The organism is Mucilaginibacter gotjawali (genome assembly GCF_002355435.1).
Lineage (GTDB): Bacteria > Bacteroidota > Bacteroidia > Sphingobacteriales > Sphingobacteriaceae > Mucilaginibacter > Mucilaginibacter gotjawali.
The window spans coordinates 2,043,333-2,066,371 of the sequence record NZ_AP017313.1 but is presented as its reverse complement, the minus strand read 5'-3'; the positions used below and the strand labels follow the sequence as shown (position 1 = coordinate 2,066,371).

At 42.1% G+C, this 23,039-nt stretch carries 12 protein-coding genes; 5 read left to right on the top strand and 7 right to left on the bottom strand.

Going from position 1 to position 23,039, the window contains the following annotated elements; translation table 11 throughout:
• Positions 1-45: 45 nt before the first annotated feature.
• Both MgSA37_RS09525 and MgSA37_RS09520 read right to left on the bottom strand, forming a co-directional pair.
• Positions 46-1,137, bottom strand: coding sequence for a FecR family protein (locus MgSA37_RS09525; RefSeq protein WP_096351491.1), 1,092 nt, complete (start codon positions 1,135-1,137; stop codon positions 46-48).
• A 54-nt stretch (positions 1,138-1,191) separates the two neighbouring features.
• Entirely contained in the window at positions 1,192-1,848 is a 657-nt protein-coding gene (locus MgSA37_RS09520; protein ID WP_157750515.1) for an RNA polymerase sigma-70 factor, read from the bottom strand.
• A gap of 384 nt (positions 1,849-2,232) precedes the next feature.
• Between MgSA37_RS09520 and MgSA37_RS29380 the strand changes: the two genes are divergently transcribed.
• From MgSA37_RS29380 to MgSA37_RS09500, 5 genes are read left to right on the top strand one after another with little or no spacing between them, the layout of a single operon-like run.
• Entirely contained in the window at positions 2,233-2,418 is a 186-nt protein-coding gene (locus tag MgSA37_RS29380; RefSeq protein ID WP_262497470.1) for an alpha-L-fucosidase, read from the top strand.
• Positions 2,406-3,668, top strand: a complete 1,263-nt coding sequence (locus MgSA37_RS09515) for an alpha-L-fucosidase (RefSeq protein WP_262497469.1) — start codon at positions 2,406-2,408, stop codon at positions 3,666-3,668. Before MgSA37_RS29380 ends, MgSA37_RS09515 begins: the two co-directional genes overlap by 13 nt.
• Positions 3,669-3,702: 34 nt before the next feature.
• The gene (locus tag MgSA37_RS09510; protein ID WP_096351488.1) at positions 3,703-6,372 is read left to right on the top strand and encodes a glycoside hydrolase family 2 protein; all 2,670 of its coding nucleotides are present in this window, start codon (positions 3,703-3,705) and stop codon (positions 6,370-6,372) included.
• A gap of 60 nt (positions 6,373-6,432) precedes the next feature.
• On the top strand, positions 6,433-7,752 hold the full coding sequence (locus MgSA37_RS09505) for a sugar MFS transporter (RefSeq protein ID WP_096351486.1): 1,320 nt from the start codon (positions 6,433-6,435) through the stop codon (positions 7,750-7,752).
• A gap of 57 nt (positions 7,753-7,809) precedes the next feature.
• Positions 7,810-10,074 (top strand): GH92 family glycosyl hydrolase, encoded by a 2,265-nt coding sequence (locus MgSA37_RS09500; RefSeq protein ID WP_096351485.1) that lies wholly within the window; start codon positions 7,810-7,812, stop codon positions 10,072-10,074.
• A gap of 79 nt (positions 10,075-10,153) precedes the next feature.
• Here the strand turns inward: MgSA37_RS09500 and MgSA37_RS09495 are convergent, their stop codons facing one another.
• The 5 genes from MgSA37_RS09495 to MgSA37_RS09475 form a co-directional block, all read right to left on the bottom strand.
• Positions 10,154-13,576, bottom strand: a complete 3,423-nt coding sequence (locus MgSA37_RS09495; protein WP_232010828.1) for a VCBS repeat-containing protein — start codon at positions 13,574-13,576, stop codon at positions 10,154-10,156.
• A gap of 620 nt (positions 13,577-14,196) precedes the next feature.
• On the bottom strand, positions 14,197-15,915 hold the full coding sequence (locus MgSA37_RS09490) for a RagB/SusD family nutrient uptake outer membrane protein (RefSeq protein ID WP_172885305.1): 1,719 nt from the start codon (positions 15,913-15,915) through the stop codon (positions 14,197-14,199).
• Between the two features lie 31 nt (positions 15,916-15,946).
• Positions 15,947-19,147, bottom strand: a complete 3,201-nt coding sequence (locus MgSA37_RS09485) for a SusC/RagA family TonB-linked outer membrane protein (RefSeq protein ID WP_096351480.1) — start codon at positions 19,145-19,147, stop codon at positions 15,947-15,949.
• A 389-nt stretch (positions 19,148-19,536) separates the two neighbouring features.
• On the bottom strand, positions 19,537-20,430 hold the full coding sequence (locus tag MgSA37_RS09480) for an AraC family transcriptional regulator (protein ID WP_096351478.1): 894 nt from the start codon (positions 20,428-20,430) through the stop codon (positions 19,537-19,539).
• Positions 20,431-20,499: 69 nt separating this feature from the next.
• Positions 20,500-22,914: a glycoside hydrolase family 31 protein gene (locus MgSA37_RS09475; protein WP_096351477.1), complete on the bottom strand. Its 2,415-nt coding sequence runs from the start codon at positions 22,912-22,914 to the stop codon at positions 20,500-20,502.
• Positions 22,915-23,039: the final 125 nt, after the last annotated feature.

Here is a 23,039-nt window from a genome sequence, read left to right as displayed (position 1 = left end):
TTTGTATAATTTCTTCTATTTCATAGGCTTACACATTTAATTGGGTTAATAGATATAAACTGTTTCATCTTTATATTTGTAATTAAAACTTTCAATTAATTTAAGCGCATCAAGGGCCTGCAAAACGTTTTCATTTTCAAAAACACCAGTAAAGCGGTAATCTTTAACACTCTCATTTCTGAATTTTATTTTAACACCATACCAGCGTTCCATCTGGTTGGCTATCTCGTTAAATGCCTGATCTTTAAAAATAAGTTTATTATTTACCCACGACGTTTCAACCACGGTGGTGTCATTTGATTTGAGGTGGGTAAGGTTGGTTAATGCGTAATTGGTATATACGGTATCTGTATGCCTGGTAATTAAATTGTTATCCGGCCCGCGTTTTGCAATAACTGTGTTTTTCGTATTATTTAAAATCAACTTTTCGTTGGGCTTTAGAATGATCCTGTCAGACGGGCGGTCGGCCATGGTAACTTCTATGGCCCCCCTGATCAGCGTTGTTTCGGTACGGGTGTCGTTAGCATAGGATTTTATGTTAAACGCCGTCCCAAGTACCCTTACATTCATTTTGCCCGCATGCACGATAAAGGGATGTTTGTGATCTTTAAAAACGTCAAAAAACGCTTCGCCGTTCAAATAAACTTCGCGGGTTTGACCATTAAAAACAGGCGGATACCTTAAAGTGGTCTCAGAATTCAGGGTAATTACTGTACCATCGCTAAGGGTGATTTTTGATTTTACCCTGCTTGATGTTTTTGCGACTTCAAGTTTTGCAACCGGGTTTGGCTGCGTAACAAATTGGTAATAATTTGAATAGAAATAAGCAGCAAAACATATTCCTGCAAGTAATGCAGCAGCTATACCTCTCCAAAACCAGGACGTCTTTTTGAAACTCTTTTCAGCTACCGGTTCATCGCCGTCAACTACACCAATCTTCCTTTTGATCCGGCGGAACATCAAATCATTATTGGAATATTGTTCCTGATCTTCAGCCCAGTAAGTCTTAAAAATATTGTATTGATTCCGGCATTCCTCGTCGTTAACCAGTATATATTTTAACTCATCTGCTTCGCTTTCGTTAATTTCATCAGAAAGCTTTTTGGTGAGTAACTCAATAAATCTTTCGTTTATCATTTAGTTATTTGGAATCCCCGTTTAACACAAGGACAATAAATAACACTAAATTGCCTACAAGCCGATAAAAAATATTTTTAATAATATAAAAAACACGGAAAGGCCCAACAATGGAGAGGGAACGGAAGAATTTACCGCTGATTTTGAAGAAACCTGGTGGGCAGCTAAAATAACGCTTAGCTTTTTCATCGCCCTAAAAAGTTGGGTTTGAACTGTTCGGGGAGAAATATTTAATATTTCAGCCACTTCTTTATATTTCATACCGTCTTCCTTAATCAACCTGAAAACAATACACGCCTGTTGTGGTAGCGAAGCGATAGCCTGATCAAGCAAAAAATGTAGTTCCTTTCGTTCAAGCTCCTTTGCAGGATCGAAAGTATTTATAAATTCAACCTCGTTTGATTCCTCTATCTGGACAACATGTATATTGGAATATTTTTTGAGGTAATTGAAAGATTGGTTTTTAACAGCTACAAACAGGTAGGTTTCTGGATTGACAATACCAGTCAGATTCTTTCGCGACTCCCAGCACTTTACAAACACATCAGACACTATCTCTTCTGCCGCTTCTTTCTGCCTGATATAAAATACGCAAAACTTTATAAGCCTGGCATTCAAAGCATGGAACAGCAATTCAAACGATTTCAGGTCGTCGTCAAAGCATATTTGTTTCCACAAGCTAAAAATATCCGGTTTATTTATAACTTTCAATAGAATATTAGTTTAGTGTTAAAATAACAATAATTCCGTTGCAATGTAACAACTTTGCAACAAAAATTCATATTTATTTTAAATTCTTTAATAAATTAAACATATACCCCTGTTATTCAAAATTAAATTACTTTGTGTGTAGGCAAAACGAATAAAAAAATTGTCCCTACAGTATTAAAAATGCCTTTTCTTCCTATTAACGGGCTATTTCCAGGCGAACAGGACGATAATCTATCTTGAATAAATGTTTTCTATAAAAAATTACGTGTAATGTATATCTTCAACACTGCCAGCAAATCCACACTTACGTGTTCTCAATACACTAAGCCCCTTGCAATAATTAAATATTTATTCCCATATTTATAAAATCAGCAATTTTAGTTCATGAAAAAACTACTTTTCTCTATTTTACTACTACCCTTACATATAGTGGTAGCGCAACAGCACCAAATGTCAAAAAGCTATGTAGTTCCCGATGATACGCTTGTACAGCAAAAGCTGGGTAAATGGCAGGACCTTAAATTTGGTTTATTTATGCATTGGGGCACGTACAGCCAATGGGGGTGGTAGAAAGCTGGAGTATATGCCCGGAGGACGAAGGATGGACGCAACGCACAGGCCCCTATGCCGCCGATTATTACGGGTATAAAAAAGCCTACGAAAACCTGCAAACTACTTTTAACCCGCAAAACTTTCACCCCGAAAAATGGGTAGCGGCTGCTAAAGCCGCGGGTATGAAGTATGTTGTTTTTACTACCAAGCACCACGACGGTTTTTGCATGTTTGATACCAAACAAACCGACTATAAAATAACCAGCACAAAAACGCCTTTTTCATCAGATCCGCGAAGTAATATTACCAGCGAGATATTTAATGCTTTCAGGAAAGAAAATTTTATGATCGGCGCTTATTTTTCAAAGCCCGACTGGCATTCAGAAAATTACTGGTGGCCCTACTTCCCGCCAAAAGACCGGAATGTAAATTATGACCCTGCAAAATACCCCGAACGCTGGCAGAAATTTAAGGATTATACCTATAACCAAATACAGGAACTAATGACAGGTTATGGAAAAGTTGATATCCTGTGGCTGGATGGCGGCTGGGTTAGGCCAAAAAGCACAATTGACAGTTCAGTTGACTGGCAGCGAACCATTACCTTTAACCAGGATATTGATATGCCGCGCATCGCATCCATGGGGCGCAGCAAACAACCCGGATTGATTGTCGTTGACCGAACCGTTACAGGTCAATATGAGAATTATACTACCCCTGAGCAACAAGTTCCAAATGAGCCTTTGGACCATCCATGGGAAAGCTGCATTACCATGGGAAATTCATGGAGTTATGTACCCGGTGATCAATACAAATCGGCTAACCAGATCGTTACATTACTGGTTAAAATCGTTTCGCGCGGCGGTAATTTATTGATGAATATCGGCCCCGGCCCTGACGGTGATTGGGATCCGGTAGCGTATGACAGGTTAAAACAAATTGGCGATTGGATAAAAGTAAACGGTGAGGGTATCTATAACAGCACCTCAATAGCCCCCTACTCCGAGTCCAATATCTATTATACCAAATCAAAAAAAGCCAATACAATTTATGCATTCGTTTTATCAGAAAAGGATAAGGTTGAACTCCCCCAAAACATAGCGCTGCATTTGAAAGGCATCGCAAAAATTAAAAAGGTAAGTCTTTTAGGCAGTGATAAAAAGCTGAAATGGACTGCGTCAGCAGATGGCATCAGCATAAACATCCCTGCATCTTTGCAGACCAATAACGGGCTAAGTCAAGCCGCAGTTTTTAAAATTCAATATTAATTAACAAACAACAGACACATTACTATTTGATATAATGTCGCCAACTAAACTGATCAAGCCGCAATTTTTACTTTATCTTCTTTTATTTACCATCTGCCTGAACGGCAACCTTTACGCGCAAAGCAGCTATGAATTAAATTCAGGCTGGAAATGCGCTGATATAGGCAGTGTAAAAATATCAGGGTACGAACTTTCCAAGCCTGACTTTAATGCTAAAAACTGGATGCCCGCTACCGTACCCGGCACTGTTTTAACTACGCTTTTAAATAACAAAAAAGTCCCTGACCCATTTTTCGGGATGAATAATGAACAGATTCCTGATATCTACAAAACCGGTGCAGCCTATTATACCTATTGGTTTATCAAGGATTTTACCGAATCACCAACAACAAAGGGCAGCCAGGTTTATCTTAACCTGCGTGGGGTAAATTACAGCTGCGACATTTTCCTTAACGGCAATAAGCTGAATAAAACCCTGCAAAAAGGCATGTTTTTACGCTTTAGCTATAATATCACCTCTTTTTTAGCCAAAAATGGCGCCAATCGCCTGGCCATATTGGTATACCCGCCCGACGTTTTAGGCAATGCTAACGGCGGCCAGGGCGGCGATGGCACAATTGCCCGCAATGTAGGTTTGCAATATACCGCCGGCTGGGACTGGATCCAGCCCGTACGCGACAGAAACACCGGGATCTGGGACAAAGTGACCATACAAAAAACCGGCGCGGTGCGCATCAGCGACACGCATGTAATTACCCTGGTACCGGGACAAAGGTTTCCTGATGGCCCCCAAAGTCCGGCCAACATACAGGTTTCTGCAACGTTGAACAATGCAGCAACCGCACCGGTATCGGGCACTTTAAGGTTCGAGCTGGACGGAAAAACCATTTCAAAAACTGTCACTTTAAAACCTTCATCCACACAACAAGTTAACTTTAACGACTTTACCCTCCAAAACCCAAAGCTTTGGTGGCCGAATGGTTACGGGCCTCAAAACCTTTACAACTTAAAGGTGAGTTTCGTCGCCAATGGCAATAAATTATCTAATCAGCAATCATTGAAAGTTGGCGTAAGGCAACTGCAATCGGAATATAACGAGCATACGGGCAGCAGGCAGATAGAAGTAAACGGGCAAAAAATATTTATTAAAGGCGGTAACTGGATCATCTCTGACGAGATGATGCGCCTTTCGGACGCCCGTTACGACGCTGAAGTACGCTTTCACCGGGATATGAACCTGAACCTGATCAGGGTTTGGGGTGGCGCCATGATTGAACGCCCTGAGTTTTTCGACGCCTGCGATAAATATGGCATCCTGGTTTTCCAGGATCTTTGGGGATCAGGCGATTGCAACGGACGCTGGATGGACCCCATGAAGCTGGACGATCAATGGACCCGGAGAAAATATCCCGATGACCATGGCCTGTTCCTGCGCTCGGCAGAGGATCAGATCAAAATGGTTCGCAATCATGCTTCCCTGGCTATCTGGTGCGGAGGCAACGAGATTACCCCGCCTGAAGATATTTTGGTACCGCTGCGCGATAGTATTTTACCCCGTTTGGATAATACCCGCTGGTTTGTAGATTACTCCAATTCTGATGCCATGTCGCATAATACACTTGGTGATAATGGCGACGGGCCTTATGGTATCCAGCCACTATCAGTGTTTTGGGAACACCGGACTTTTCCTTTTAACTCCGAGGTTGGATCAGTCGGTTTAAGTGATTATGAATCGCTTAAACGGTTTATTCCGACCAGTCATTTATCACCACCGGTTTATGATGAGGATACCCATAAAACAAAAACAGACGAAGTTTGGGATTACCATAAGTACATTGGTTATGATACCAGCATTGCACGGTATGGTAAAGTAAAAAACGCCGAAGACTTTAGCAATAAGGCCCAACTAGTTAACTACGACCAGTACCGCGGCCTGGCCGAAGGTTTTACTTCGCATATGTGGGACTGGTACACCGGCTTCATCATCTGGAAGACTCAAAACCCATGGACGGCCATGCGCGGCCAGATGTATGACTACTATTTAGACCCCAACGCCTGCCTTTATGGTCTGCATAACGGCAGTGCACCTTTGCACATTATGTACAACCCGGTTAATGGCATGGTGATGGCAGCCAATAATACCTTTAAAGCCCGAAGGAGCATGATGCTGGTTGTAAAAACCTTCGATATGACGGGTAAAGATAGCCTCATCACCCAGGTTTTTGCTGACATTGGGGCTACCACCACCAAAAGATATTTCTCCATAAAAAAAACCATTGATGAAATGGCCGCCAAAGAGGGCGTTTTTCTTTCGCTGCAGTTGCTTGATGCCGATAAAAAGCTGATCACCGAAAACCTGTACTGGATACCCGACCAAAAAGGAAACTTCTCCGGACTGCAAAAAATGAAGCTTAACGATCTGGCGATTAAAGCCAAATACTTTAAACCGGGGCAGGTTGAAGTTACGCTGGATAATACCCAAAACCATTCGTTGGCATTTTTCAACCGGTTGTCACTGGTAAATGCGGATACCAAAACAAGGTTATTGCCTGCCTTTTACAGCGATAACTATGTGAGCGTTTTGCCCGGTGAACGAAAAAAGGTAATTATTGACTACCAGCCAGGTATTGCACAAAAGGACCTGCAGGTAGAGGTCAGCGGATGGAATGTAAGCAAGAGATACCTACCGATCGATAACAACTGATCAATTTTACAAAACATCTATCTTTAAACAATTAAACTAAAACAAATTAACCCTATTTAAATGACAACTATCGCATCCCCAAAACCACCCACGGCTCAAAATAAAAGCTCCAAAGCTATTGTGATTATTGGTATCCTGTTTTTCATTTTTGGTTTTGCAACCTGGATGAACTCTGTGCTGATACCCTATTTAAAATTAGCTTGCGAACTCAATAATTTTCAGGCTTATTTTGTAACATTTGCGTTCTATATCTCCTACTTCGTAATGGCCATACCATCGGCCATGGTATTAAAGGTTACTGGTTTTAAAAAAGGCATGGCTATCGGGCTTGCTGTCATGGCACTGGGCGCTTTAATTTTTATTCCTGCGGCACTTGAGCGCACCTATTTATTGTTTTTATTAGGTTTATTTGTGATGGGAACCGGTTTAGCTATTTTACAAACTGCCTCAAACCCTTACATCGTTATTTTAGGCCCGCCTGAAAGTGCAGCAAAGCGAATCAGCATTATGGGCATCTGTAATAAAGTAGCCGGGGCAATTGCGCCGATTGTGCTTGGCTCCATTGTGCTTGGTGATGCCGATAACCTCAAACTACGCCTCAAAACCATGCCCATTGCCGAAAAAACACAGCAGCTTAATGAACTTGCCTCCAGGGTAATCCCCCCTTATATCGTAATTGTTGTCATCCTGTTACTCCTTACCGTATTTATTTTCTTTTCTGGTTTACCCGAAATTGATACCGATCATGAAGACGAGACTGTTGCCATTGCCAATACCCATAAAACCAGCGTTTTTCAATTTCCATACCTGGTACTGGGGGTATTAACTTTGTTTTTATACGTTGGTGCGGAAGTGCTTGCAGGCGACTCAATTATCAACTACGGCGCCGGCCAGGGCATCCCACTCTCTACGGCCAAGTTTTTTACTACCTGCACCCTCATCGGAATGATTGCCGGCTACCTGGTTGGTATTTTTTGTATACCAAAATATTTTACACAGCAATTTGCTTTAAAAGTATCGGCCATATTAGGGGTAATTTTTACTTTGGGGGCACTTTTTGCCAAAGGATATTTTTCGGTATTTTTCATTGCTTTGCTCGGCCTTGCCAATTCACTCATGTGGCCCGCCATATGGCCAATGGCCATTATCGGGTTGGGAAAATTCACCAAAATCGGCTCTTCATTAATGATCATGGCTATTGCCGGAGGGGCCTTAATCCCCCTTGCCTACGGGCGGATTGCTGATAAAACAAGCCTGCAGCAAGCTTATTGGATCTTGGTGCCGATCTATATTTTTATTCTTTATTACAGTGTAAAGGGGTACAAAGCCGGCCGGGCACCTGTTGAGCCTGCTGGAAAATTATACCCTGTGGCCGAATAAACGAGTTAAATTACCGCATCAAACGCGACAGAAGCACCAATAGACTATTAACTAAAGATGATAAATAAATTTACCGCCACTGTCTTATTTGTGGCATTTACCGGTTTTGCATTTGGCCAGGCAAGCCATCATAAAAAAAACAAAACGACTGATCTAACCCAATACGTTGATCCTTATATTGGTACCGGCTTTCACGGTCACGTTTTTGTGGGAGCCAATGTTCCGTTTGGTGCTGTACAATTAGGGCCAACCAACTTGTCAAAGGGCTGGGACTGGTGCTCGGGGTATCATATATCCGATTCTACCATTGTAGGCTTTCAGCATACTCATTTAAGCGGCACCGGGATCGGCGATCTTGGCGATATTTCGTTTATGCCAACAACAGGGCCAATTAAAACAATCAAAGGAACTTTAGCAGATCCCGGGAATGGCTACTTTTCGCTATTCAGTCGTAAAGACGAAATAGTAAAACCTGGATACTATAGTGTAAAGTTAAAAAGATATCATATCGGCGTTAAACTAACGGCCACCAAACGGGCAGGCTTTCACCAATATACTTTCCCGCAATCCGATCAGTCGCACATCGTTATCGACCTTGAAGAAGGCGTGGCAGATATACCTACAGAAACTTTCATCAAATTAGTCAATAAAACCACTATTGAAGGCTATCGCTTTTCGAGGGGCTGGGCGCATGACCAGCGGATTTATTTTACCGCCGTTTTATCAAAACCAATTGCACATTTTGCCGTGTACGATACAACTGCTTTACAGCAGGGCATTATGCTTAAGGGGCAAAAAGTTAAGGGGGTGATTTCTTTTGCAACGAAAAATGGCGAAAAAGTACTGATAAAGGTTGGCTTGTCGCCGGTGAGTTCAGCCAATGCATTGCTGAATATCAACAGCGAAATACCCGGCTGGGATTTTAATAAAGTTGCTGCCGATGCCCATAATACGTGGAATAAAGAGCTACAGAAAATTGAGATTAAAGCGGACTCTTTATCTCAGCTTAAAAAATTCTATACCGCGCTATACCATACCATGATTGCGCCCTCAGTTTTTAACGACGTTAATGGCGAATATTGGGGTACTGATAAAAAAGTGCACAACGATCATTCTTTCGCCAATTTAACTACCTTTTCATTATGGGACACTTACAGGGCGGCTAATCCATTGTACACCATTATTCAGCCTGAGCGTGTAAATGATATTGTAAACACCATGCTGGCCATTTACAAACAGCAGGGCAGGTTACCTGTTTGGCATTTAATGGCCAACGAAACCAATACCATGGTGGGCAACAGTGCGGTACCTGTTATTGTGGATGCTTATTTAAAAGGCTTTAAGGGCTTTGATGCAACGCTGGCCTACGAGGCAGTAAAGAATACCCAGATGCAGGATATGAGGGGCCTTAAGTATGTGAAAGCGCTGGGCTATATCCCTGCCGACAGTACCGTTGAATCGGTAGCGATGGGGCTTGAGTATTCCATAAACGACTGGTGCATTGCACAAATGGCCCTAAAGATGGGCAACAACGCTGACTATGATTATTTTAGCAAGCGGGGGCAGAATTACCGCAACTACTTCGACAAACAAACGGGCTTTATGCGCGGCAAACTATCGGCAACCGAGTGGCGCACCCCCTTCAGTCCGTTTGTGTCACGGCATATGAAGGACGATTTTACCGAGGGCAATGCCTGGCAATATACCTGGCTGGTGCCGCAGGATGTGGAAGGATTGATCGCCCTGCAGGGAGGCGATCAGCCATTTATCCAAAAGCTCGATTCGCTGTTTATTGCCAAAGGCGATTTGGGAAGCGAGGCATCGCCTGATATTTCAGGATTGATAGGCCAGTATGCGCATGGCAATGAGCCGAGCCACCATATCGCATACTTGTATACTTACGCGGGCCAGCCCTGGAAGACTGCCGAAAAAGTGCGTTACATTATGGATAATTTTTATACCACCAAACCCGATGGTGTTATCGGCAACGAAGACGTGGGGCAAATGTCCGCATGGTATGTTTTATCTTCGGTTGGGATTTACGAGGTGAACCCGGCCAACGGTACTTTTGTATTTGGCAGCCCGGCTATTAATAGAGCCACTATACGCCTGCCTAAAGGCAAACAATTTCATATCGTAGTGAAAAACAACAGCACCAGACATATCTATATCGGGGCCATCAGCCTTAATGGCAAACCGTACACACATGATTTTATCCGGTACAGCGATTTAATGAACGGGGGAGCATTAACGATTTATATGACTGATAAACCCGGCAATTTCGGCACACTGCCTGCCGACAGGCCTCATTCTGTTTTTTAAAGCCGGAACCAAAACTATAAAAAACATTACACCTACCCTCAATTAAAGGATTGGTGTAATGGTTTTGGCCTTAAATTTGCTAAAATGATATATTTCTAACGTGGCCCTTGGTATCTGTTATCTGAACCTGTTTCACGTTACTATTTATGGTTAAAAACCTTCCGGATTGGGATAAAAACGACGAACCGTAATAGAATTCCTGCTTTTGTTTTGATCCATCTTTATAAAAAATAACGGCGCTTTCATCAGCGGGAAGCAGCTTAATATTATTTACTTTTCTTTTCAGTTCAAATACTTTTAAGGCGCCACGGTTTTGACTTGCCGCCAGCAAATAATTACCTGAATTGCCCTGCAACTTGACAAGCGCCTTCCCGTTACCCGGAATATAGATGCCGCTTTGAACGATGCTCTGCGGACTAAAGCCCCCCTTCCCATCGCCTTTAAGCATTAATCCATTAAAGGCATCGTATCGCCCGGTACCCACTTCTGTGCCAAAATCATTGCCGTTCATCATTACATCCAGGTTGCCGTCCCCATCAAAATCATCCACAACCATCCCGTTTATGGTTGAAATCTGCGCCGCATTCGGTAGTGGGATCATGGTGAACTTACCATTGCCATCATTTCTTAAATAACAGGATTGGGAAGTATTTGCCATTAGCCTTAATGCACCTTTACGCTGTTCGGGTGTTAAAATATCATCCATGGTAGCTGTGGCAAATGATTTGTAGTTGGTGTATTTTTTTTTCATGCTGATCATTTCTTTCAACAGATCATCCCTGCCTACCGCCGGAAACTCCTTTTTCTTACCCTCCTGGTCGGGCAGAAAAATGGAAGTGATCGCATTAAAGCTGCCATTCTTATCAAAATCTTTTGCTGTAATAAAAACAGGGTATTGCTCACTGGCTTTGTATAAGGTGTTTGAACCAACGTTGCCAACGATATAATCCATTCTGCCGGTATGCCTGAAATCACCCGCAACGATACTGTTCCACCAGCCCAGGCTATTTGCCAGGCCCGATGCCGGCGTAGTATTCTTAAATATACCATGATCATTTTTTAAAAAGGTAACCGGCATCCATTCACCCGCTAAAACCAGGTCGGGCCAGCCATCATTGTCATAATCTGTAAATATCGCATCGCATACCAAACCTATATTATTAAGTGAAGGAGCAACTTCGCTGGTAACATCTGTAAATTTAGCAACGCCATTTTTGCTGTCGTTTCTTAAAATAAAGCTTGACACTGGTTTGGGATAATGCCATGGGTCTACCCGGCCGGATACAAAAAGGTCAGGCTTGCCATCTTTGTTATAATCAATGGCCCTTACGCACAGTTTGCTGGTGTGGTTTATCGGCAATGCATCTGGCGCTAATTTAAAATTGCCCTTCCCATCGTTTATGTATAATTTATCCTGGTATGTGGTATCATTGGGCGCATTTTTAAAGCCGCCCCTCGTTATATAAAGGTCAGGTTTACCGTCGCCGTTGGCGTCAAACAGCAATAAGCCCTCGTCCTTGGTATTAGGATTGGCATTTTGATCGGGCAAAAGCTGGCGCTGAATAAATGTACCGTTTGCCTGCTGTAATAATACCTGCGCTGAAACAAATGAATTACCGCCTACAATAATATCATCCAGCCCGTTGCCGTCAACATCGCCAACGGCCAGCGCAGGATCGTATTCCGACAGTTTGTGAGGCAGCAACTTCTGAATGTTAAAGTCTACAAAATCATATTCATTATGCACATAATGGATGTTTTTCGCCTTTGTTACTTCCGTAAATAAGGCGTTATCGGCAACTTTTGGCTGAACCCATGTGTAGGGCGCGCTTGCGTCTTTAATATTAACCGTGATCACCTGGTTGGTTTTAACCTGTTGCAAAACCTGTTTTTTACCGTTTGGCCACCGGATAACTAAGGAATCAAGCTTGCTGGTTGTACCCAAACCAAAGTGCGCTATGTTTTGATCAGACGACAAATATCCCCTGTAAGGATTATTTTCGGCCACCTGGTGCTTATTGTGGTCATAATAGATATCGGCCCATGCGCCAAGTCCGTTCAGGTTATGGCTATCCCCTTTAAACTTTATTTGAATGTAATGGGTATTTAATGTATCCTTTTCCCTCGCCGTGTTTTTATAAACCAGCGCCTCATCATCGATATTATTGATCACCAGGTCCATCGCGCCATCGTTATTTAAATCGGCATAAACGGCTCCGTTTGAGAATGCCGGGATGCTTAGCCCCCAGTCGCTCGTTTCATCCTCAAATGTCAGGTCGCCTTTATTGCGGTAAGCATAGTTATGAATCTTAACCGAAGGAATCTGGCTCAATACCTGCTCTTTTGAACCTATCGCAAAAGCATTTTTGCGGTAGGTCATAAAATCATGGTCGGTTAAATCTTTCGGGAAGCCGTTGGTAATAATAATATCCCTGAAACCGTCATTATTAAAATCGGTGATCACCGGGGTCCAGCTCCAGTCAGTCTGGGCCACGCCGCACATAAACGCAATTTCGCTGAAGGCAGGGCTCCCAATGCTGTCATTTTGCAAAAGCCTGGGTCCCTGGTTAAGCTGCAGCGTGTTCCGTACATATTGGTACTGAAAGTTATAAAGGTCGAATTTTTGCGTGGTTTGATAATTATTTGGCCCCATCATCATTTTTTTCCGGTAATTATCCTCCGGATTCATATCCAGCTCAAACACATCTGCCAGGCCGTCATTGTTAATATCAACGATATCCTGCCCCATCGAATTGAAAGATGTATGCTTAAAATACTCTTTCGACCTATCAGTGAAAGTACCGTCATGGTTATTTATATATAATATATTTTGCGATAAAAAATCATTGGAAACATATATGTCTTTCCATCCGTCGCGGTTGATGTCAACAATAGTTGCTGCATGACCTAAACCCGGTAAGTTGATACCAGCTTTTGCCGAAACATCATGAAAAACAGGGTGTTTTAATTTGGCGTCCCATTCGTTGTGATATAACCGGCCCAGGCTTTCATGCCCTGTCCGTGCAGCAACAGGCCCAAACATGTTAGGGTAATAGCTTTCACTTGCTTCGTTAACGGTAAGGTACATATCCAAATTTCCGTCATTGTCATAATCAAAAAAACTGGCCATGGTTGACTGCACGTGTATATCAAGGCCATACTCTTTGGCCATTTCCCTAAAATGGGGGATGCCGTCCTTACCAACGCCCTGGTTGATGTACAACAGGTTACGGCGCCGTAACGAATCCTTGTATATTGTATTACAGACGTAGATATCCATCAGGCCGTCATTATTGATATCAAGTATGGCAACACCGCGGCCCCAGCGGCCCATACCTCCAACCCCCGCCTTATCGGTTACATCCTCAAACTTAAAATTGCCCTTATTGATATACAGCCGGTTAGGCACCCGGTTCCCGGTAAAATATAGGTCGGGCAGTCCGTCATTGTTAAAATCGCCCACGCCTACCCCGCCGCCGTTATAGATATTTACAATATCCAACGGATTAATAGAGTCGTTTTCGGTTATTTTATTATTAAAGTTAATGCCGGAATACGAAGAAGGTATCTGTTCAAATAAAGTTGGTTTTCTACATGAAAAAAAACTTAAGGTGCACACGGCAAAAATTAATCCGATTGCCTTGTTTTTTGTGACTAATCGTCCGAAAACTGTAATTCCCCCGGTTATTTTTAACATATTTTTAAATCTGAAATTCAATCTGTTTAATTTTATTTTTCTTCCAATTTACATCAAGCACGTGCAAAACATCAAACGCAATAAAAATGTATTTACAAATACGTTAATATAAAAACTCAAATTCACTTTCCCCGGCCATTATCTTTATTACATAACCTGCATTTTCTGTAAGCCAAACGTCGGATTTACTTATTATCAGGGCATACTCATCTTACAACTCACACGCTATAAACAAGTTATCCGGTAAAAATCCCTCTATATTTATTGGTGATATATAACAAGTATAGTAAATAATCCAGTCAAAAAAAGTATAACTTTTGCTGTCCGGATAGTTGTACATATTATAGGCAAAGACAACGATTGTTTTACAAATAAAGGCCACTCCATAGGGAGCAGCCTTTACCATCAATAATAATACTTATATTTTAGTAACTAGGGTTTTGAGTCAGATTTGGGTTGAGCCCTATCGCGCTAACCGGGATCGGTAATATATCCTTGTTAGCAGGAAGGGTAGTCATCCAAACACCGTGCGTTTTTCCATCAGCTGTTGGGCCGTATGGATAAACGATTTGACTGGTGCTTGATGTAGTACCATATGCATTTTGAATGAATGCTGAAGCTACACCCGGACCGGCCCTGCGCAGATCATAAAACAATGAATATTCAGCAGTAAGTTCGTGCCTGTATTCGCTGTATACCATTTGCAACGGATCGGTTATCGGCGAAGTTGCTTTACCATCCCAGGTAAGGCCATCCTGCATCACTGCTGGTGCCGATCCGCCGAAAGCGCGGTTCCTTACAGCTTTTACATCAGCCAATCCGCCTGCTACGTCGCCGGTTCTGATCTTGCATTCAGCCCTGTCAAGCAGAATTTCTGCGTAACGTAACAGAATTTGGTTTTGCCCGCCAAAAATAGCAGATGTGCCGTTTGCACCTGTAAGGGTTGGATCACGCCATTTTTTTGAATTATAATATCCTGAACGCGGAGTACCGTCGGTTCCATACCATGGGTGCAAAAGCGTACCACAAGTATTGATGGGGTTTCCACTACCGTCTGAATATACAGTTGGGTTACTTTGGTAATTGGCCTGCACTACTGCATAACCTTTTATACCGCCCCATTTGGCAATAATGCCAGGGCTCACATTCTGGTCGCCAGGGCCAATGATCGTAGCCGCCCTGCGCAGGTCACCTGCCTGGTATGAATACCAAAGGCCGGGGTTTCCGTAATCATAACCAAAGCCGCTGATTTCCTGTGGCCAGCTAAAGTCATCAATCCACGCTTCTTCGCCGCCATTCTGCCAGCCGCCATCCCAGCTTTGTGAGCCGGTAATGTTAAATTGAACTTCAAAAAGTGACTCATCGCTATTTTGGTGATCAAATTCACCAACGTCAACAAAATTTGATAATAGATGATAGTTGCTGGTTAACTCCGTGTTGTTAAAAGCAGCCAAAGCCCCTGAATAGTTTTTCAACCACATTTGTGCAGCGCCTTCATACCCGTAAGCAGCGCCTTTAGTGGCCCGGCCAAGGTCAGCTGTTGCAAGGGCAGTTTTTGACAGCAACAAACCTTCTGCCTGTTTCATATCCGCAACTACCTGTGCAAATACCTGGTCCTGGGTGGCCCTTGGGGTTAAGCCAACACCACCTGATTTTAATTCCAATGGCACGCCACCGAAAGTACCACCAAGGTAATAATAGGTCATGCCGCGTAAAAATAAAGCCTCACCGGTTAACCGGTTAGCCAGGTCGGCAGTAATAATACCCTTTGCTTTGGTATCTGCAATTACATCCAATGCAGCGTTTGCCCTGCCAATACCGATATAGGCATTATCCCAAAAAACCGGCAATGCATAAAAGTCAGCGCCTATTCCGTAATAATTCCACACAATATCGTTACCGTTGTTAAACCAGTCGTGTGTTTCAAAATTGGCATAATACCAGATAGATTTCTTTAACAAATCGCTGCTCTGGTAGGTATCGTAAATTGAATTTACCATGGCGATAACATCCTGGGGTTTCTGAAACGTAGCACCTTCGGTCGCGGCAAATGTGTTGGTTTGGGTTAAAAACCCTTTTTTACAACCTAGTGGAATCATCAGCAAAGCGAATAGACTCACCAGGATATAATTTTTCTTCGTCATTTTCATATCGTTAATATTTTATCTTTCTTAATTAAAAAGTTACGTTTATACCTACTGTATAATATTTAGATGATGGATAGGTACCATTATCTACACCATTTTGAGTTGGATTCGCTCCCTGGATACCAATTTCCGGATCAAGGCCTTTATAGCTGGTGATCGTAAACAGGTTTTGGGTTGAAGCATAAAACCGTAATTTTGTTATTGCTATTTTTTTAAGAAAATCAGGAGCTATGGAATAACCAATAGTAAGCGTTTTTAACTTAAGGAAACTGCCATTTTCGATATAAGCGCTTGAAGCCACGTTACTGCCGATCGCGTCGTCATTTGAAGTGATCCTTGCGTAGGTATTAGATGGGTTTGAGGTCGTCCAGGCGTTTTGCAAATAGGTTTTGCTGATATTCTCCACACCAACAAAGCTGCGGTTCTGGAAACTTTCCAATGCGCTTTCAGCAAAGTTAAATATTTTGTTACCGTAAACTCCGTAGAAATAAAGGCCAACGTCCCACGATTTGTAAGTGGCATCCAGGTTTAAACCACCGTAAAACTTGGGGATTGGGCTGCCTAAACTAACCTGGTCACTGGCGTTTACTGTACCATCGCCATTTACGTCAGCAAAGTAACGGTCGCCTGGCTGGGTGATGGTTTTTTGATAGGCTGAAAAACCATGCGAAACTGCGTTTGCATTTAAAGCATCAATCTGTGCCTGCGATTGGAAAATACCCAATGACTTGTAGCCATAAAATTCTCCAACAGGTTGCCCAACATTGGTTTCAGTAAAAGTACCCCATCCATCGGCCGGAATAGATAGGCCGCCAAAGTTCGAAACTTCTTTAATACCCGAAGTTATGCTGGTTAATTTGTTGGCAATTGATGTAATAGTAAGATTTGCCCCGTAGTGGAAGTCCTTATTAACTGCATGGCTGTAATTTAATGCAATTTCAATACCCTTATTTTCCATACTACCGATATTATGGGTAATAAAAGAATAACCGGTTTGTGGCGATGCAGCCAGGTTTAACAAGAAATCTTTTGATTTTCTGTCGAACAAATCAACAGTTAAAGTCAAATCACCATGCAAAAACGAGATATCTGTACCTAAATCTGCTTGCGTATCAGTTTCCCAACGCAGGTTGTCATTTGCAGGCTGGGTAGAATAAATACCTCCCTGGAATGTTTTATTAAAAGTGTAACCATAGTTAGGCGCAGTATTGGCAGCCGAACCAGCTGCATAAAGGGCCTGGTATTGGAATGGATTAATAGTGATCTCGTTTCCTACCTCACCATAACTTCCCCTGAACTTAAGATCTGAAAGCCAATCCACATTTTTCAAAAACGATTCCTGCTTGGCTTTCCACGATACAGCTCCTGACGGGAATGTACCATATTGATGACCCGGCGCGAATTTAGACGATCCGTCCCTCCTAACTGTTCCGGTAATGAAATACCTGTCAGCATAATTATATCCCAACCTTACAAATTGTGAAGCCAGCGATTGGATCACCTGCCCGTTTTGACCTGCAGTAAACACCGGTGTTTTGCTTTGAGATAAATCCCTGATCACACTGTTTGGCGGGATACCACTGCCGGCCATGGAGTTGTAGGTAAGTTCCTGCTCAGATACGCCACCAACAAAATTAATGGTATGTTTTCCAAATGTTTTGTCGTATGATATGGTATTTTCAAACAACCAGTCAAAACTGCTGTTAATGTTTTGGCTATAGGTAGCATTTTGCGTTGCACCTGCCTGGGCGCCGTATTGATTTACAATACGATCATCTTCAGGCGAAAAATACGAACCGCTGTATCCATTATAGGTGATACCGGCGTTTGATTTAACCTTTAAGCCATCTATTATGGTTGCTTCTAAATTAGTATTGGCTACAAAGAAATTACCAATGTTTGCATACCTGTTATTTTCGATAGTATAAACCGGATTGTTATATTTCGCAACATATACATAAATTGGATTGAAAAACCCATAATTACCATTGCGGTCTTTAATCTGGTTGGTTAGCTGGTTACCACCATCTAAAGTTGGCGGCAATTCACTTAATCCTATCAAGGAACCTGTTCCGTATGGATTGTTTTGATCCTGGTAAGTATACTTAACAAATGAATTTGACTTCAACCATTTCTGAGGTTTATATTCAAGGTTGCTTCCAACGGTTACCCTTTTGAAATAAGAACCCAGTACAATACCTTTTTGATCGTAATAACCAAGTGAAGTTGACGTATTAATTTTATCGTTACCGCCACGTATGGCCAGGCTATAGTTTTGAGTCAGGCCCGCGCGGTATACTGCGTTCTGCCAATCAACGTTTGTTAAGGATGATGGAGTTGCCCAGCCAGAAAAAGACTGAAAATTTCCGTTTGAACCCGCTGCAACCTGGTTTGCCAGCGTAGCAAATTGTTGAGCGTTTAATACGTCGTATTCTTTGGGTTTACCCTGGAAAGCTTCGTATCCGTCTAATGACACGGTTACACCATTTGTTTTACCCTTTTTAGTGGTTACCAAAACCACACCATTTGCAGCCCGGATACCATAAATTGCTGTGGCAGATGCATCTTTCAACACGTCAATTGATGCAATGTCATTAGGGTTAATATTGTTGATACCACCGGCTTCAAGCGGGTATCCGTCAATAACATATAATGGCACGTTACCGCCCGTAGCCAAACTACCTGTACCACGGATCAGTACGGTAATGTTACCACCGGGAGAACCATCGTTACTGGTTACCTGCACACCTGCTGCACGCCCCTGCAAGGCCTGGTCAAGTGAAGTTACAGGCAATTCTTCAATCTGCTTTGCGGAAATCGAACTGATGGAACCTGTCAGGTCCTTACGTTTTGCGGTACCATAACCGATAGAAACCACGTTTACTTCAGTAAGTGTCTGTGCATCCGGGGATAATTTAATGTTATATACACTGGCATCGCCTACAATTATTTGCTGCGGCAAATAGCCCACGTAGCTAAAGGTTAACACCGTACCTGTGCTGGCTGAAATTTTAAAAGCGCCATTAACATCAGTTTGAACACCTGTTGTTGTGCCTTTAATTCTAACGCTAACCCCTGGCAAGCCACCACCGTCGTCGGCCGAGGTCACTTTACCGGTTATTTGCCTGGTTTGGGCAAATGTGGTAGCATAACCAAAAATAGTTAGCAAAATAACGAGTAACGTTTTTTTGCAACTATTGAATTTGTAAAACAGTACATCTTTCTTCATTTTTATTGATTTAGTTGATTAATTGATTTGCTGAACATTGTTGAGATAAATGGAAATATGGCTCCGTTAACCTCAAATTATTTAGTATTTACAAACAGCAACCGGCTGTATAATTGGATTGTATAAAATTTATCATTCCCTGGCAACTGGTGTTCAGGTTATAACAACTTAAGGTTTTACAGCATCATGCAACTTATAAAACCGCAAAACTTATTATACAAATTTAACCTATACACACCGCTGATATGTAATACTATTTTTACATTTATTAATTCTATATTTATACATTTTAATGCATTATTAAATATTTTTTATGCAATAAAATACGTATTATGTTATATATAACAACATATTATAGATTATAATGTATTTACTGCTGCTATTTATCCTTATATATAAAAACTCCTTCCATTACTATATGCCTCCCTGAATTCACGCGGGATACATTGTTTTTTACGTTTAAAAATCCGGTTAAAATTGGATATGTTATTAAAGCCGCATTTGTAGGCTATGCCGGCTATATGTGCCTCGGTATCAATCAACATCCTTGATGCGTGACCCAGTCTGATCTCATTAAGGCTTTCGATAAAAGTTTTACCGGTTCTTTTTTTAATAAACCGGCTGAAGGACACCTGGGGCATATTGGCTACGCGGGCAACATCGGCAAGCGTTATTTGCTTATCGTAGTTGTTGTGCATATATTCAAATACTTTTTCGATCCGCCTGCTTTTAAAGCAGAAGTTCTGATCCGAAAAGCCCGTATCTGACAGTAATTTAATATTTGAGGAAACCGATAAAGAGTGAAGTATAGATAGCAATTCCAAAACTGCATCAAACCTGCTTTTTTGGTTCAGATCCAAAATCCTGTTTACAAGCCCCTTCGTGGTCTCCCGCGAAAAGAGAATTCCCAATTGGGCATTGTTAAACATATTTTTAAGTATACTGGCCTGGTTTCTGTTTAAAAAATTTTCGTCGAAAAGGTCTTTATGAAACTGAATGGTTACTTCCTGTATTTCGGTTGATGTACATTGGTGTAAAAACCAGGCATGGTAAATATTGGGGCCGATAAAAACAAGCTCCATATCATCAATAACCCCTATACTACCGCCAACAATGCGCTTTGCACCTTTGGCATTTATAATAAGGTTAAGTTCATATTCATCATGATAATGCAGGGGAAAATCAAAATCCTTTTTCACCCTCGAAGAAATGGTAAAACAATCACCCGCGTTTAAGGATGTTGTTTCGCGCATTACTTTTTGTGTGTTTGTTGTATTATACATGATAAAAATAGTTTGACCGGTTGTAACTGGTTGCCTTATTCGTTTTTTTTAAACTACCGGCGCTTAATCTTATATTTTTACTGTTAATGATTTCCCGTTGTATACAATTGTCTTATCCGCATTTTCGGTAACAGCTTCCCCTGTCCCATGTGCAGGGCCAACCAATACTATATTGAAAGTCCGGTACTTTTTTAACCCTTTGTAAGTACCTTTTGTATCAGTTATACTAACCTGGCGCAGTTTATCATTCCAGTTAATAGTAAAAAGGGCGTATTTACCTTTCTCGTAATTGTAGTTGTCGTTTTCATCTTCATAAATGGTAAACTTGCCATTTGCGCCGGGGTAAATGCGTAATTCAAAAGGTTTTGCTGTTTTTTGGGTTGCATATTCCACTTCAGGCGCCATTGGTATAACAGAGCCTGCTTTTACATATAGCGGCAAAATACTGATGGGCGATTCGGCCTCAATTGTTCTTCCGCCGGCGAGGGTTTTACCCGTCCAGAAATCAAACCATGTGGCCTTTGGCAGGTATACTTTGCGGATTTTTGCTTTTGCTTCACCGGCGCCTGTATATAATTGATCAGTAACCGGGTTTACCATAAATGCCGGGCCAAACATAAATTGATCAGGTATACTGTAAACATTTGCATCATTCCTGAAATCAAAGGCCAGCGAACGCATTATGGTATAGTTATGCATCGTTACCCTGGCTGAAAGGGAATATATGTAAGGCAACAAGCGGTAACGCAGGTTATCGAATTTCAGCAAAATATCTTTGGTAGGTTGGTCCCAGTTATTTGAGAACAGCGCCCTTTCGCCTTTACCGTGAATGCGGAAGATGGGTGAGAATGCGCCAAACTGGAACCAGCGGGTAAACAACTCCCTGTTTTTAGGCTCAGACCAGGCAGGGATGCCGTCCGGATCTACCCTTGATAAATAACCGCCAATGTCCGATGTCCAGTATGGAATACCGGAGGCACAGGCATTTATACCCTGTGGTACCTGGCTTTTAAAGGCTTTAAAAGTTGTAGTAATATCTGATGACCAAAGCGTTGTTGCACTCCGTTGTGATCCTGCAAACGCCTGCCGTACCAAAAAGAAAGCACGTTTGCCGGTCATATCGCTTCTCCAACCCTTATAAAGACCTTTGGCATGCTCCAGGGCATAGGTATTAAAATAGTCAATACCTTTTCCAACTGAAAAATCGGCTTTGCGGCGCTCATCAAGCAATGACCCATTGTCAGGCTCGCATTGGTCAACCCACCAGGCATCCCAGTCAAACCGCTTTACTACGCTATCACGGGCCTGTGCCCAATAAAGGTCCCTGGCTTTGGGGTTATGGGCATCATAATAGGTATCAAAAGTATGGGCGAAAAAATTATCCCATTTTATGCTGGTTAAAAAGCCGTTTTTCTTTTGCGCTTCGTAATTCGCGCTACCATCGCCAAACAACGGCCAGACGGAGATCATCGCATGGAAATTTGCCTTGTGCAGTTCGTTGACCATTGCTTTCGGATCGGGGTACCGGTCATGGTTCATGATGTGAGAACCGATCGGAGCGGGTGACCACCAGAACCAATCCTGTACAATAGCATCTACCGGGATATGGTTATTACGGTAACCATCCTTCACACCTAAAACCTCGGCCTGTGTTTTATACCTGTCCTGCGATTGAAAAAGCCCGAAAGCCCATTTTGGATACATAGGAGCGGCACCTGTTGCCGTGCGGTACGAATCAATGATATGATCAAAATCGGGGCCGTAAAAAAAATAATAATCTACTTCCTTGCCGCTTTCCGATACATATTTAAATTGGGTGTTACCAGCTTCGGCGCCATAAAAATCTGAGGCCGAATAGTTATCCCATAAAAGGCCGTAACCTTTTGTTGAGAGTAAAACAGGGATAGCGCCGGTCATGTATTTGATCAGCATTTGCTGGTTACGTCCTTTGTAATTGATGGAAAGCGTATCTTCAGGATGGCAGCCCAAACCAAACAGTGCTTCATCCTTCGGCGAATTGAACTGTGTACTTATGCTATAGGTTTTTATCCCTGCAACGGTGGCTTCAGTAAGAGACTTATTACCGGCCGCGGCCTCGCCGGTTATTATCTTCCCGTTAATATCTTTATAAGTAATAGCGTTAGTTACCTTATCGATAACAATTCTCAGTTTAAGCGTAGTAATAACGATCCCGCCTTTTTGTTCACTTACTTTAAAGGGCGTATTTTTTGCCCAGGTATTATTAACAACAAGCGATGTTTTGGGGGGGAAGGCATTCAAGATGGTGTACTTAACCTCAACAATATCGTCGGCACAAATCTTTATTTTGATGAGCCCGGTATTGAGTTTTATGGTTATACCGTCAGCTTCTTTCTTGTACGATTTAACAGCCGCTTTGGCATTATATGCTGACGCTGCATAAATGAGTACAATCAAAAAACTGCAGGCTTTTTGCCTGGCAGACTTAAAGTTCTTGTTAAGCATAATTTTAGAAGGTGTTATAATTGCAACCGGGGTTACCGATCATGCTTGTAAAGCTATTGGTTAATCATTTTTTTTAATGCTACAAAAGTTTCTATTTAAGATAAAAATGTTAACCAAAGGCGCTA

Bases quoted from the DNA above. Each gene is read 5' to 3' on its own strand.
- MgSA37_RS09525 (WP_096351491.1), bottom strand. From the start codon at position 1,137: ATGATAAACGAAAGATTTATTGAGTTACTCACCAAAAAGCTTTCTGAT.
- MgSA37_RS29380 (WP_262497470.1), top strand. From the start codon at position 2,233: ATGAAAAAACTACTTTTCTCTATTTTACTACTACCCTTACATATAGTG.
- MgSA37_RS09515 (WP_262497469.1), top strand. From the start codon at position 2,406: ATGGGGGTGGTAGAAAGCTGGAGTATATGCCCGGAGGACGAAGGATGG.
- MgSA37_RS09510 (WP_096351488.1), top strand. From the start codon at position 3,703: ATGTCGCCAACTAAACTGATCAAGCCGCAATTTTTACTTTATCTTCTT.
- MgSA37_RS09505 (WP_096351486.1), top strand. From the start codon at position 6,433: ATGACAACTATCGCATCCCCAAAACCACCCACGGCTCAAAATAAAAGC.
- MgSA37_RS09500 (WP_096351485.1), top strand. From the start codon at position 7,810: ATGATAAATAAATTTACCGCCACTGTCTTATTTGTGGCATTTACCGGT.
- MgSA37_RS09490 (WP_172885305.1), bottom strand. From the start codon at position 15,915: ATGACGAAGAAAAATTATATCCTGGTGAGTCTATTCGCTTTGCTGATG.
- MgSA37_RS09485 (WP_096351480.1), bottom strand. From the start codon at position 19,147: ATGAAGAAAGATGTACTGTTTTACAAATTCAATAGTTGCAAAAAAACG.
- MgSA37_RS09480 (WP_096351478.1), bottom strand. From the start codon at position 20,430: ATGTATAATACAACAAACACACAAAAAGTAATGCGCGAAACAACATCC.
- MgSA37_RS09475 (WP_096351477.1), bottom strand. From the start codon at position 22,914: ATGCTTAACAAGAACTTTAAGTCTGCCAGGCAAAAAGCCTGCAGTTTT.